General features: G+C 65.8%; 14 protein-coding genes. 5 read left to right on the forward strand and 9 right to left on the reverse strand.

Translation table 11 applies throughout. The features are described from left to right. Window positions 1-56 precede the first annotated feature (56 nt). Window positions 57-608: a DUF6013 family protein gene (locus WS64_RS07720; protein WP_059583526.1), complete on the reverse strand. Its 552-nt coding sequence runs from the start codon at window positions 606-608 to the stop codon at window positions 57-59. A 161-nt stretch (window positions 609-769) separates the two neighbouring features. Continuing rightward, window positions 770-1,786 carry a zinc-binding alcohol dehydrogenase family protein gene (locus tag WS64_RS07725; protein ID WP_060966170.1) on the reverse strand — a complete coding sequence of 339 codons (1,017 nt, stop codon included), beginning with the start codon at window positions 1,784-1,786 and terminating at the stop codon, window positions 770-772. Between the two features lie 126 nt (window positions 1,787-1,912). On the opposite strand from WS64_RS07725, the gene WS64_RS07730 reads away from it, so the two are divergent. Then, window positions 1,913-2,851: a LysR family transcriptional regulator gene (locus WS64_RS07730; RefSeq protein ID WP_060966171.1), complete on the forward strand. Its 939-nt coding sequence runs from the start codon at window positions 1,913-1,915 to the stop codon at window positions 2,849-2,851. 170 nt (window positions 2,852-3,021) lie between these two features. After that, the gene (gene serB / locus WS64_RS07735; protein WP_060966172.1) at window positions 3,022-3,867 is read left to right on the forward strand and encodes a phosphoserine phosphatase SerB; all 846 of its coding nucleotides are present in this window, start codon (window positions 3,022-3,024) and stop codon (window positions 3,865-3,867) included. Window positions 3,868-3,954: 87 nt separating this feature from the next. Here the strand turns inward: serB and WS64_RS07740 are convergent, their stop codons facing one another. From WS64_RS07740 to rimO, 4 genes are all read right to left on the reverse strand, one after another. Continuing rightward, the gene (locus WS64_RS07740) at window positions 3,955-5,136 is read right to left on the reverse strand and encodes a cystathionine beta-lyase (protein WP_060966173.1); all 1,182 of its coding nucleotides are present in this window, start codon (window positions 5,134-5,136) and stop codon (window positions 3,955-3,957) included. A 113-nt stretch (window positions 5,137-5,249) separates the two neighbouring features. Then, entirely contained in the window at window positions 5,250-5,792 is a 543-nt protein-coding gene (locus tag WS64_RS07745; protein WP_059583507.1) for a hypothetical protein, read from the reverse strand. A 119-nt stretch (window positions 5,793-5,911) separates the two neighbouring features. Continuing rightward, on the reverse strand, window positions 5,912-6,838 hold the full coding sequence (locus WS64_RS07750; RefSeq protein ID WP_060966174.1) for a sugar kinase: 927 nt from the start codon (window positions 6,836-6,838) through the stop codon (window positions 5,912-5,914). A gap of 3 nt (window positions 6,839-6,841) precedes the next feature. After that, on the reverse strand, window positions 6,842-8,203 hold the full coding sequence (rimO, locus tag WS64_RS07755) for a 30S ribosomal protein S12 methylthiotransferase RimO (protein WP_060966175.1): 1,362 nt from the start codon (window positions 8,201-8,203) through the stop codon (window positions 6,842-6,844). 192 nt (window positions 8,204-8,395) lie between these two features. On the opposite strand from rimO, the gene WS64_RS07760 reads away from it, so the two are divergent. The 3 genes from WS64_RS07760 to WS64_RS32510 all read left to right on the forward strand — a co-directional run bounded on the left by WS64_RS07760 (window position 8,396) and on the right by WS64_RS32510 (window position 10,531). Then, the gene (locus WS64_RS07760) at window positions 8,396-8,791 is read left to right on the forward strand and encodes an AidA/PixA family protein (RefSeq protein WP_081103797.1); all 396 of its coding nucleotides are present in this window, start codon (window positions 8,396-8,398) and stop codon (window positions 8,789-8,791) included. Between the two features lie 376 nt (window positions 8,792-9,167). Beyond that, window positions 9,168-9,422 (forward strand): hypothetical protein, encoded by a 255-nt coding sequence (locus WS64_RS07765; RefSeq protein WP_059583515.1) that lies wholly within the window; start codon window positions 9,168-9,170, stop codon window positions 9,420-9,422. Window positions 9,423-10,255: 833 nt separating this feature from the next. Continuing rightward, window positions 10,256-10,531, forward strand: a complete 276-nt coding sequence (locus tag WS64_RS32510) for a hypothetical protein (protein ID WP_081059350.1) — start codon at window positions 10,256-10,258, stop codon at window positions 10,529-10,531. A gap of 231 nt (window positions 10,532-10,762) precedes the next feature. Here the strand turns inward: WS64_RS32510 and phaR are convergent, their stop codons facing one another. The 3 genes from phaR to WS64_RS07780 form a co-directional block, all read right to left on the reverse strand. Next, the gene (phaR, locus tag WS64_RS07770) at window positions 10,763-11,329 is read right to left on the reverse strand and encodes a polyhydroxyalkanoate synthesis repressor PhaR (protein ID WP_006485265.1); all 567 of its coding nucleotides are present in this window, start codon (window positions 11,327-11,329) and stop codon (window positions 10,763-10,765) included. A gap of 118 nt (window positions 11,330-11,447) precedes the next feature. After that, window positions 11,448-12,188, reverse strand: coding sequence for a 3-ketoacyl-ACP reductase (locus WS64_RS07775; RefSeq protein ID WP_059583517.1), 741 nt, complete (start codon window positions 12,186-12,188; stop codon window positions 11,448-11,450). A 120-nt stretch (window positions 12,189-12,308) separates the two neighbouring features. Then, window positions 12,309-13,490: an acetyl-CoA C-acetyltransferase gene (locus tag WS64_RS07780; protein ID WP_060966177.1), complete on the reverse strand. Its 1,182-nt coding sequence runs from the start codon at window positions 13,488-13,490 to the stop codon at window positions 12,309-12,311. Window positions 13,491-13,581 lie beyond the last annotated feature (91 nt).

Here is a 13,581-nt window from a genome sequence, read left to right on the forward strand (position 1 = left end):
ACGCCAATCGAACCGGTTGCGCGCGCACCGAAGAAGCCCCGGCTCGCGCGCACCGCTCAATGCTTGATCGACACCGTCACCTTGGTTCCGTCGCTCATCGTCACGGACTTCGACCCGCCGTTGGTCGGAATCGACACCCACTTCACCTGGCTCACCGACACGACGTCGGGACACTGCAGCGACTTGCCGCCGGCCGTCACGCTGCGCGCGCCTTTCGGTGCGGCCGCCTGGAAACTCAACTGCACGTTGGCGACGCCCTTCGCGTCGACCGACGGCGCGAGCCGCACCTGGGTCTGCCGCACCATCGCGCCGTTCGCGTCGCGCGGCAGGTTGTCGGCGTTCGGGCAGCCATCCGGCATCGCGACCGCGCCGCTCGGCGGCACCGATTTCCAGTTGAAATCGTCCGTCTCGCCCGAGCGAATCTTGCGGGTCTCCTGTGTGTTGCCGAAGGTCTTCGAGTCGACCTTGACGGTGTATTCGAGCTGTCCGGTACCGCCGCCCTTCAGGCTGCCCTTGACCGGCGGCGCCGCGAATACGCTCGCGCTGGCGCACGCCGCCGCGAACACGACCGACCACGATGCGGCGACCGACAAGCTGCGTTGGCTCATGCTGACCTCCTTGTCATGCGGCGGCACGCGCGTGCCGCGCGGTTTTAGATGCATGATGCGCTGCCAGTCTACCGCCAAGCGGGACGCAATGCGCCGCAAACGCATCGGGTGTTACCCCGCTTGCGTTCGCGGCGCCGCGACCTTAATCGCGCGTACCCGGCTCAGAACCCGCTCAGCACGAGCTTGCCGATCGCGCGCCCGCCCTCGAGCATCCGATGCGCGCGCCGCACGTTCTCGGCGTTGATCGTGCCGAGCTGTTCGCCGAGCGTCGTGCGCAGCGTGCCGCCGTCGACGAGCCGCGCGACTTCGCCGAGGATCCGGTGCTGCTCGATCATGTCCGGCGTCTCGAACATCGCGCGCGTGAACATGAATTCCCAATGAAACGCGGCGCTCTTCGCCTTCAGCAATTCGACCGGCACCGGCTTCGCGTTCTCGACGATCGTGCAAATGCCGCCCTGCGGCCGGATGACTTCCGCCGCGGCCGGGAAATGATGGTCGGTATCGTTGAAGATCAGCACGTAGTCGACCGTCGGATGCCCGAGCTCGCGCAACTGCGCCGGCAGGTCGCCGAAATGGTCGACCACCGTATCCGCGCCCAGCGCGCGCACCCATTCCGCCGACGCCGGCCGCGACGCGGTCGCGATCACGTGCAACTTGCCGAGCGTCTTCGAGAGCTGGATCGCGATCGAACCCACGCCGCCCGCGCCGCCGATGATCAGCACCGACTTGCCGGCGTCCGCGCCCTGCGGCGACACGCGCAACCGGTCGAACAGCGCTTCCCACGCGGTCAGCGCGGTGAGCGGCAGCGCGGCGGCCGCCGCGAAGTCGAGCGTGCGCGGCTTCAGCGCGGCGATCCGCTCGTCGACCGCGTGGAATTCGCTGTTCGCGCCGGGCCGCGTGATGCTGCCCGCGTAGAACACTTCGTCGCCGGGCCGGAACAGCGTGACGTCGGCGCCGACCGCGACGACCGTGCCGGCCGCGTCCCAGCCGAGCACGCGCGGCGTCTCCTCGACCTGCGGCTTCGGCGCGCGCACCTTGGTGTCGACCGGGTTCACGGAAATCGCCTCGACCTTCACGAGCAGATCGCGCGGGCCCGGCACGGGCTGCGGCAGTTCGACGTCGAGCAACGCTTGCGGGTCGTCGATCGGCAGATAACGGGTCAATCCAACGGCTTTCATCTCGATACTCCTTTCAACGGAATTCGGACAGGCTGCGGCGCAACCTCCATGCGTGCCATCGTAGACACCCCGATCATTCGAGAAAACCGCTATATTTCCTGAAACATTTTCAGGAATTTCAGAATAATGACGCCCGATCCGATGCCTGCGCCCGACAAGCCGCTCGACCTGCTCGACGTCGCGCTGTTCGTGCGCGCGGCGCTGCTCGCGAACGTCAGCGCGGCCGGGCGAGAATTCGGCGTGTCGGCCGCGGTCGCCAGCGCGCGCATCGCGCAACTCGAACGCCAGCTCGGCGCGCGGCTGCTGCATCGCACCACGCGCCGCATCAGCCTTACGCAGGACGGCGAAATCTTCATGGCGCGCGCCGACGCGCTGCTGGCAGCCGCCGATGCGGCGCGCGCGTCGGTGGGCCGCGGCCGCCACGAGCCGTACGGGCGGCTGAAGGTGTCGATGTCGTCGTCGTTCGGCCGCCAGCACGTCGCGCCGGTGATTCCCGCGTTCCTGCGCCGCTACCCGTCCGTATCGCTCGATCTGCGGCTGTCCGACGAGATCGTCGATCTGGTCGACGACGGCTACGACGTCGCGATCCGCCTCGGCGCGCTGAAGGATTCGACGCTCGTCGCCCGCAAGCTCGCCGCCAACCGCCGCGTGCTGTGCTGCTCGCCCGCCTACCTCGCCGAACGCGGCACGCCGCGCCATCCGGCCGACCTCACGCAGCACGAGTGCGTGATCCTCGGCGACCAGCGCGACTGGTCGTTCGCGACGCCGCAGGGCCCGCTCACGGTGCGGGTCGGCGGCCGGCTCGTTGCAAGCAACGGCGAGGCGATCCGCGAAGCGCTCGTCGACGGCTTCGGGATCGCGATCAAGTCGACCTGGGACGTCGGCCCGCTGCTCGCGAGCGGCGCGCTCGTCACCGTGCTCGACGATTACCCGTTCGCGGAAGACGTCGCGATCTGGGCCGTCTATCCGAGCCGCGCGCACGTGCCGCTGAAAACGCTCGCGTTCATCGCGTTCCTGGCCGAGCATTTCGGCGATCCGCCGTACTGGGATCGCGCAAACGGGTGAGCGCCACCGCTGCGCGCACGGGTTTCGCTCCGGCGCCGGCCGCCCTGCGCGGCCAACCGGCTACAATGGCGCGTTCGCGACGCAACGGCCCGCAGCCGCACGGGGCCCGCGTTCGCAGGCGGCCGCCCGCGGGCCGCGCACGTCATTCATTCGCCTCCCAACCACTCGTCATGACCCACAATCTCGTCATCCAGAGTCTTGCGCCGCTGTCGGACGCCCATCACAAACCGCTGCTCGCGCTGTCGCGCGGCACCCGCGTCGTGCAGACCGACGATCACGCGCTGCGCATCGAAGACGCGAACCCCGCGCAACGCCTCGACATCGACGCGTACTGCGGCACGCACGCGCTCGACTTCGGCTTCGTCGAGGCCGGCCGCACGCTCGGCGATTTCGGGCTCGCCGTGATGGACATGGATTCGACGCTGATCACGATCGAGTGCATCGACGAGATCGCCGATTTCTGCGGGCTGAAAACGCAAGTCGCGGAGATCACCGAAGCGGCGATGCGCGGCGAGATCCGCGACTTCAACGAAAGCCTCACGCGCCGTGTCGCGCTGCTGGCCGGGCTCGACGCGCACGCGCTCGAGCGCGTGTACGAAGAACGGCTGCAACTGTCGCCGGGCGCCGAGACGATGCTGGCCGGCGTGAAGGCCGCCGGCCTGAAGACGCTGCTCGTGTCGGGCGGCTTCACGTTCTTCACCGAGCGGCTGAAAGCCCGCCTCGGCCTCGACTACGCGCATGCGAACACGCTCGAGATCGTCGACGGCAAGCTCACCGGCAAGGTGCTCGGCGAAATCGTCAACGCGGACGTGAAGGCGCGCCTGCTGCGCGAGACGTGCGCGTCGCTCGGCCTCGAGCCGAGCCGCGCGATCGCGATGGGCGACGGCTCGAACGACCTGAAGATGATGGCCGAAGCCGGGCTGTCGGTCGCGTTCCACGCGAAGCCCGTCGTGCGCGATGCGGCCACCGTCGCATTCGACCATGTCGGCCTCGACGGGCTGCTGCGCCTGTTCTGATCCCGCCGCACCGTCAATGAAAAACGCCGGCGCGATATCGCATCGCGCCGGCGTTTTGTTTTTGTGCCGGACGTTGCCGGCGTGCGATCAGCCGAGAGTGGCCTGCATCGCCCGCTCGATGTCGGCGCGCAGGTCGGCTTCGTCTTCCAGCCCCACGTAGAAACGCACCAGCGTGCCGCGATGCGGCCAGTCCGGACGCATCGACGCGACGTCGTAAGGCATCGCGAGGCTGCACGCGCCGCCCCAGCTCCAGCCGATCGCGAACAGCTCGAGCGACTCGACGAAACGGTCGACCTGCTCCGCGCTGTAGCGCGCGTCGAACACCACCGAGAACAGCCCACCCGCGCCCGTGAAATCACGCATGAACGACGCATGCCCCGGACAGTCGGCGATCTGCGGATGCAGCACCGCCGCGATCTCCGGTCGAGTCTTCAGCCATTGCGCGAGGGAGAGCGCGCTCTTGCCGTGCGCGTCGAAGCGCACCTGCATGCTCGGCAGGCTGCGCAGCACGAGCGAGCAATCGTCGACCGACACGCCGATCCCGCAGCGCATCCGCGCGAGCTTCAGCTTCGCGTGCAGTTCCGCGTTCGCGGTGATCGTCGCGCCCATCAGCACGTCGCTGCCGCCCGACTGGTACTTGGTCAGCGCCTGCACCGAAATGTCGACGCCGTGCTCGAACGGCTTGAACGCGAGCCCCGCAGAAAAGGTGTTGTCGATCGCGGTGACCACGCCGCGCGCTTTCGCGGCCGCCGTGATCGCCTGCACGTCGGGCACTTCCATCGTCACCGAGCCGGGCGCCTCGAGCCAGATCAGTCGCGTGTTCGGCTGGATCAGCCCGGCAATGCCGGCGCCGATCAGCGGATCGTAGAAGCGCACGGTCAGGCCGAAATCCTTCGCGAGCCAGTTGCCGAAATCGGCGTTCGGGCCGTACACGTTATGCGGAATCAGCACGTCGTCGCCCGCTTTCACGATCCCGAAGTAGACGTTCATGATCGCCGCGAGGCCCGACGGCTGCAGCAGCGCGTGCGTGCCGCCTTCGATCTCGGCGAGCCGCTGCGCGAGCGCGAGCGACGTCGGCGTCGCATGCAGCCCGTAGCGCCACTGGTTGTCGTCGTGCCAGACCAGCGCGCGCATCGTCGCGAGATCGGGGAACACGACCGTCGACGCGCGCGCGACGGGCGGCACGAACGAACGGAAGCCTTCCGGAATGATGTCGTCAGGTTGAACGATACGGGTTTGCAGTGCGCGCTTGGGAGTGGATGCAGTCATGACGGGGAGCCGGGCACGAGGCCGTTCGGTTGCGGAATATGTCGCTAGATTAGCCAAAATCGATGCGTTTGGCCCGGTACAATGCGCGCCGCGCACACCGAGCCAGCACACGCTCAGTCGTCGGTACGCAGGTTGACGATGCCGCCCACCGTCTCGATTTCGTTCACGCGGCCGTCGCGCACCTGCAGCGCCGCGCGCTTGCCCGGCGCCAGACGCAGCACGACCGGCTGCGGGTCCGATTCGTCCGAATTCATCCGGTCGGCCTTCAGGTCGCCCGTGGCGTCGAAGCGGCCGATCCACACGCCGGTGATGTTCGTGCCGTCGTTCGACTCCTCGATCTCGAGCGTATCGCCGTCGCGGTCGCCCGCGAGCAGCACGACCTCGCCCGTGTCGGCGAACTGGTATTCGCCGTGCACGCCTTCCTCGTCCGTCTTCGGGCCGAGATGCACGACGATCGGCCGATCGCCGAGCGTGCCTTCGTAGCGCGGCAGGCGGGCGAACTCGGGATTCGGCTTCAGCGGCCGCGCCGGCGCCGGTTCATCCTGCTGCACGCCCGGTACGACGGCCTGCGCCGCGACCACCGTCGGCATCGCGACGCCTGCTGCCAGCGCACCCGCGACGACGAGCGCCCGTTGCCATTCCGAATATCGACCCACCTTGTGTTGCTCCTTGCTTCAGATTGGCCCGACAACCGCGGACCGTGCCGGGTCGAGACCCGGTTCCTGCGTGGCCGCGCGAACCGGCGCCGCAAAGGCGCCGGCTTGCGCGTTTCGCGTCAGCCCTGCATCAGGCGTTCCACCGCATCGCGGTGCGGAATCGGCGCGACCGCGCCGTAACCGGTCGTCGACAGCGCCGCCGCCGCGTTGGCATAGCGCGCGGCCGCGAACGGATCGTCGCCCGCGACGATCCGCGCGACGAACGCGCCGCCGAAGCAGTCGCCCGCGCCGGTCGCGTCGACGGCCTCGACCGCGAAGCCCGGCACGACGCGCCGCTCGTTCGGCGTCGCGACATACGCGCCTTCCTTGCCGAGCTTCAGTGCGACGACCCGCGGCCCGTGTTCGAGCATCGCGTCGACGATCGCGTCGCGATCGTTCGCGCCCGTGAGCGCCGTGACATCGTCCCAGCTCGGCAGGCAGATGTCCGTCTGGCGCAGCGCCTCGCGCATCACCGCGCGGGCACGCGGCAGCGGCCACAGCTTCAGCCGCAGGTTCGTGTCGAAGCTGACCTGCGCGCCGTTGCTGCGCGCATGATCGATCGCCGCAAATGCCGCGTCGCACGCGGCCGTGCTGATCGCAAGACTGATGCCCGACAAATGCACGGCCTTGGCCGCGGCCAGCGCGTCGAACGGCAGATCGGCCGCTGCATAGCGGCTCGCCGCCGACCCCGCGCGCAGATAGTCGAACTGATGGCCGTCGGCGCCGTGCGTGACGAAATACACGCCGGTCGGCGCCGAACGGTCGATCCGCACGTACGTCGTGTCGACGCGCTCCGACGCCCACATGTCGGCCAGCAGGCGGCCGAACGGATCGTCGCCGATCGCCGACACGAAGCCCGTCGACGCGCCCTGGCGCGCCGCCGCGATGCAGAAGTTCGACGTATCGCCGCCGAAGCCCTGCAGGAATTCAGGACGCCCCGGCTGCGACTGGTTGAATTCGATCATCGCCTCGCCGAGCGCGAGAATCTCCGGGAATGCGGCGGCCATCGCTTACACCTCGCCCCACAGATCGTGGCCGTCGGCGCCCGTGATCTTCACGGACACGAAATCGCCGACCTTGTAGCGCTTCGATGCCTTCGCCGCCGGCTCGACGTAGACGACGCCGTCGATTTCCGGCGCGTCGGCTGCCGTGCGGCCGATGCCGCCTTCTGCGCTCACCTCATCGATCAGCACCTTGAGCGTCTTGCCGACCTTGCGCTGCATGCGGTTCGCCGATACTTCCTCGGCGACTTCCATGAAGCGTGCGCGGCGTTCCTCGCGGACGTCGTCCGGCAGCGCGCCATCGAGGTCGTTCGCGGTCGCGCCTTCGACCGGCGAATACGCGAAACAGCCGACGCGATCGAGTTCCGCTTCGCGGATGAAGTCGAGCAGCGTTTCGAACTGTTCTTCCGTCTCGCCGGGGAAGCCCGCGATGAACGTGCTGCGGATCGTCAGGTCCGGGCAGATCTCGCGCCACTTCTGCACGCGCTCGAGCACCTTCTCCGCGTTCGCCGGACGCTTCATGCGCTTCAGCACGTCCGGGTGCGCGTGCTGGAACGGCACGTCGAGATACGGCAGCACGTGGCCTTTGAACGGGCCTTCGGCCATCAGCGGAATCACTTCGTCGACGCTCGGATACGGATACACGTAGTGCAGGCGCACCCATGCGCCGTACTGCGCGGCGAGCTCGCCGAGCGCGCCGACCAGGTCGGTCATGCGCGTCTTGATCGGCTTGCCGTTCCAGAAGCCCGTGCGGTACTTCACGTCGACGCCGTATGCGCTCGTGTCCTGCGAGATCACGAGCAGTTCCTTCACGCCCGACTTGAACAGGTTCTCGGCTTCGAGCATCACTTCGGCGACCGGGCGCGAGACGAGGTCGCCGCGCATCGACGGGATGATGCAGAACGTGCAGCGGTGGTTGCAGCCTTCGGAGATCTTCAGGTATGCGTAGTGACGCGGCGTGAGCTTGATGCCGGCCGCGGGCACGAGGTCGACGAACGGGTCGTGCGGCTTCGGCAGGTGCGAATGCACGGCCTGCATCACTTCGCCCACCGCGTGCGGGCCGGTGACGGCGAGCACCTTCGGGTGGACTTCCTCGATCAGGTTCGAGCCGCTTGCGCTCGACTTCGCGCCGAGGCAGCCGGTGACGATCACCTTGCCGTTTTCGGTCAGCGCTTCGCCGATCGCGTCGAGGCTTTCCTGCACGGCTTCGTCGATGAAGCCGCAGGTGTTCACGACGACGAGGTCGGCACCGTCGTAGCTGCCGGAGATTTCATAACCTTCGGCGCGCAGTTGCGTGATGATCTGTTCGGAATCGACGAGCGCTTTCGGGCAGCCGAGGCTGACAAAACCTACTTTGGGGGACTGAGACATCTGGGGTGTGGGGGCGTGGCGGCAAAAGCGTGAGTTTACAGCCGTTTAGGGACGGCGAGGCAAAATCCCACAGCGCTAGCCGGTGCGCGCCCATGCCGGGTGCTCGTCGGCTCCGTGCCGGTCATTGACGATCGCGTCGGGGGACGGACGGTCCGCATCCCCCGCCCCTCACGGCGCGGGCAAAGCGTGTTAATGGGGACAGAAAACCGAAATTGCGGGCTCTATCCGGCCCCGGGCGCGCTGGCGCGTGGTCGAAATCTTCGCCCAGATCTTCACGACACCACGGCTCCTGATGGTGCCATTCCGGTTTATGCCGACAAGGCGATGGATTTGCGCCCGGGAATCGGGCTGACCCACCGCGGCTATACGTTGGCGCGGGCCGCGGAGCCCAATCCGGAGACGAAGGACGGCCTTGATGCGATTCATGTCCCGAGGTCGTTCTCGCTCTTTGACACGCGCGTCATTGGAAACGGAACGGAGAGTTTCTGGATCCGGTTTGCGTTGTATACGCTCGCGCCCGATGGGGAAACGCAAAAGTTCCATAGCTACTACGAATGGGATCCGACGATCACCACCTTGGCGCTGTGAGCCGAAGCGTGCGCGTTGCGTGACACGTGCTCGCTTCGGTCGAGTGGGCACGCCTGTCAGGGACCGTCACGCTCGACACCGCCGATCAGGCGGCAACCATTCATCAGCGTGTCGTCGCGCCACATTCGGGCGGCGGCGCGGCAGGCACGCTGAGCGATTCTGCCCGGCACAACGGCTAACGCGCCATGGATACATCGCTTCCTGGCGACCCTGTTCTCTCATGCGTGCCACCGCCTGATGATCTGCTTCACCTTCTGCAAAGGCGACATGGCGCGCCATCGGCGCCACATGCCGCACCGAAATCGGCCCGAATCCAGCCGGCCGCTATGCGAAAATCGAACCCTCCACCCTTTTCAATCGACCCAACGGGGTTCGCATGACCACGCACATCACGATCGAATTCACCGAGCACGCGGCGGAAGCCATCGGCGAGCAAACGAGCACCAGCTTTTCGTATGATCAGGGCGCGCACGTCCCGCAACCGGGCGACTTCGTCGAGCTCGAAAACTCCCGGCAGACGTTTCTCGTGATCGGCCGCGTGTTCTCGCTCAAGGCAAACTACAGTGCGGTCAAGCTCGTTCTCGATCTACCGCCGTCGGATGACGAACACGGGTTCGATCCGGAATCCTGACGCATCCAGTTCCGTGACGAAATCGCCAAAAATCCGCCGCAGCAGGCCCGTACTCGCTCCGATGCTCGCGCCGGATACGTTGCTGCCGTCAAACACCGATTGAACCAGTCCGCATCGTCGCCATCGCCGATCGACCACAGCGCCACGTCTCGTTGCGGTCGGCCGGTTGTCGGCGCAGGCGCGCGACTATCGCTATCGACCGTCCCCGCACGCACCCAGCCTGTGCGCCACCGTTATCGCATGCCTGCGCGTCGCAACACCCCGCCGGGCGAATCTTCCCGCCATCGCCTGTAGCGTACCGAAACGCGCATACGAAACGCGCGCGCCCCGCGCATCGCCCGGTACGAAGTCGCCGTTCACGTCGAAGCCCGCCAACGGGCCGCCCGTCTATTTCGCGAGCACCGATGCTCGGCCCGCGCCAGCGCGATCAGCGCTTGCCTGACCGATCGGCCGGCACGGCGGCTCGCTCGTCGCTGACCTCGGGCTTGGCGATGAATCGTATTCAAAAAATCCGACCGACAAAATAAAAGTAGAAAAACAAACCCCACAAAAATCGCCAAACCACACCACGACTCAAAACCACAACTCGAAATAATCCATAAATTTATTTTTTACGACCACCCAATCACCGCATCCTTTGCAAACCATCACAACGCACAATTCACAAAAATATTTTGAAATAGTCAATAATCCACAAAAATCATTTCCAAATCCGCCACCCACATCCAACACCCGATCAATCTCCAATATATTCGACACCTATTCAGCCTGGCAACACTGAACCGCGCATTACCCGTACCACAACCAAGCAATCCATTCATCAAGGAAAGACCATGAGAAAACTCGCGGCCGCCCTCGTTTCGGCCATGATGCTTGCTGCATCCTCGTACGCCTCCGCGGAATCGCTTTGCAAGGCAGGCAAGATCGACAAGATCGAAACCGATACGAGCGGCAACCTCCTCGTATCCATCAACGATGGTATTTACTCGTTCAGCGCCAAGGAAGTCTTTCCGATCATCTACTCGGCATTTTCCGAAAATAGAAATATCTTTATTTACGGAAACAACTGCTCGAACGGATCGGCGGCAAGCCGCTTCGCGGTTCGATAAGCCGGCTGAAAATCCGGCCATCGGCATCTTTTATAATCAGCGCTTTATCCGATATTCGGCCGACCGGGCTTTGCCGGTCGGCCTTTTAATTTGCACTGATGCGCCACGGTACGACAACGCCCATGCACTCGCGGCCAATGCCACCGTGCGGACAATCGTTCCGCGAAACGGCCCGTTGCCGTCCCGCGCGATGCCGGCGCGACACTTTGCGCGCCCACGCCGGATCGCCGCTTACTTCTTCTCCGGTTCCGACGCTCCCGGCTGCTTGAACGGGAACGTACTGAACATCGACTTCGCCTGGTTCTGCATCTGTTCCTGCATCTGCACGAACATGTTCTTCGACTGCTCGATGTAGCTCGTCATCATCCCTTGCATCATCGGCGCCTGCATGTTCATGAACTGCGACCAGACTTCCGGATTCATCGCGTTCCCTTCGTACAGGTTCTTCGACTGATCCGCGAGCTTGTTCTGGATGTCGATGAACGCCTGGATGTTCTTTTCCAGGTACGTGCCCATCATGCCCTGCATCGCATGACCGTAGAAACGGATGATCTGCGACAGCATCGACGACGAGAACATCGGCACGCCACCGCTTTCCTCTTCGAGGATGATCTGCAGGAGGATGCTGCGCGTCAGGTCTTCGTTGGATTTCGCATCGACGACCTTGAAATCCTCCTGCTCCAGCACGAGCTGCTTCACGTCGGTCAGCGTAATGTACGTGCTTGTCTCGGTATCGTAGAGCCGGCGGTTCGGATACTTCTTGATGAGCCGTTCGGCCGTCTTCTTTGTAGTAGTCATGTAACGCCTTTGAGTGCAGCGTAGCGCAAGTGACGAATCCCCGCCGCCCGAATCCGGGAGGCGGGGGCCTTCGGAAAACGCCCGGCCGCGCGGCCATCCGCCCGCGCGGCCCGGACGCTCAGCCCATGTGCAGGCCGCCGTTCAGCGAGAAGTCGGCGCCCGTCGCGAAGCCGGAATCGTTCGACGCGAGCCACGCGACGATCGAACCGATTTCTTCCGGCCCGCCGAGACGCCGCACCGGAATCGTCGCAACGATCTTCTCGAGCACGTCCGGACGGATCGCCTTCACCATGTCGGTACCGATGTAGCCCGGCGACACGGTGTTGACCGTCACGCCCTTCGTCGCGACTTCCTGCGCGAGCGACATCGTGAAGCCGTGAATGCCGGCCTTCGCGGTCGAGTAGTTCGTCTGACCGAATTGCCCCTTCTGGCCGTTCACCGACGAAATGTTGATGATGCGGCCCCAGCCACGTTCGACCATCCCGTCGATCACCTGCTTCGTCACGTTGAACAGGCTCGTCAGGTTCGTGTCGATCACCGCCGTCCAGTCTTCATGCGTCATCTTGCGGAACACGACGTCGCGCGTGATGCCCGCGTTGTTGACCAGCACGTCGATCTCGCCGACTTCGGCCTTCACCTTGTCGAATGCTGCCTTGGTCGAGTCCCAGTCGCCGACGTTGCCTTCCGACGCGATGAAGTCGTACCCGAGCGCCTTCTGGTCCTCGAGCCATTTCACCCGGCGCGGCGAGTTCGGGCCACAACCTGCCACCACCTTGAAGCCGTCCTTCGACAGACGCTGGCAGATGCTGGTGCCGATGCCGCCCATCCCGCCGGTTACGTACGCAATTCGCTGAGACATAAATCTCACTCCATTTTTTGGTTTCGAGAGCTGCCGGAGCCCCCTCTGACTTCACGTGACGCCGGCCGAAGCCGCAATCGGCCGGCGCACGGATTCGGTTCGCCGATGGCGAACGGCCGGTCACGGACGCTCGACCGCGAGCGCGACGCCCATCCCGCCGCCGATGCACAGCGACGCCAGCCCGCGCTTCGCATCGCGCTTGGCCATCTCGTGCAGCAGCGTCACCAGGATCCGGCAGCCCGACGCGCCGATCGGGTGGCCGATCGCGATCGCCCCGCCGTTCACGTTCACCTTCGACGTGTCCCAGCCCATCTGCTTGTGCACCGCCAGCGCCTGCGCCGCGAACGCCTCGTTGATCTCCATCAGGTCCAGGTCGCCCGGCGTCCAACCCGCGCGCTCCAGGCACCGGCGCGAGGCCGGCACCGGACCCATGCCCATCACGCTCGGATCCACGCCCGCGTTCGCGTACGCCTTGATCCGCGCCAGCGGCGTCAGGCCCAGCGCCGCCGCCTTCTGCGCCGACATCACCAGCACCGCCGCCGCGCCGTCGTTCAGCCCCGACGCGTTCGCCGCCGTCACCGAGCCGTCCTTCGCGAACGCCGGCTTCAGCCCGGCCAGCGAGTCCGCCGTCACGCCGTGACGCACGAATTCGTCGGTCGCGAACTGCAGCGGCTCGCCCTTGCGTTGCGGAATCGACACCGGCACGATCTCGTCGTTGAAGCGCCCGGCCTTCTGCGCCGCTTCCGCCTTGTTCTGCGACAGCGCCGCGAATGCGTCCTGCTCCTCGCGCGTAATCCCGTATTCCTTCGCGACGTTCTCCGCCGTGATGCCCATGTGGTACTGGTTGTACACGTCCCACAGGCCGTCGACGATCATCGTGTCGACCAGCTTCGCGTCGCCCATCCGGAAGCCGTCGCGCGAGCCCGGCAGCACGTGCGGCGCCGCGCTCATGTTCTCCTGGCCGCCCGCGATCACGATGTCCGCGTCGCCCGCGACGATCGCGTTCGCCGCCAGCATCACGGCCTTCAGGCCCGAGCCGCACACCTTGTTGATCGTCATGCCCGGCACGGCGCTCGGCAGCCCCGCCTTGATCAGCGACTGCCGCGCCGGGTTCTGCCCGGAGCCGGCCGTCAGCACCTGGCCCATGATCACTTCGCTGACCTGCTCGGGCTTCACGCCCGCACGCTCCAGCACCGCGCGGATCACCGTCGCGCCCAGTTCAGGCGCGGCCACCTTCGCCAGCGAGCCGCCGAATTTGCCGACCGCGGTCCGCGCGGCCGATACGATCACTACGTCCGTCATTTCCCTTTCCTCCAGGCCCGCACGACACGGCGCATCGTTACCGGCCCTGTTAAAAAAACTGCGGTGCGCCAGACAGCGTGCGCCGCTGTCC

Origin of the sequence: Burkholderia anthina, assembly GCF_001547525.1 — a bacterium.
Classification (GTDB): domain Bacteria; phylum Pseudomonadota; class Gammaproteobacteria; order Burkholderiales; family Burkholderiaceae; genus Burkholderia; species Burkholderia semiarida.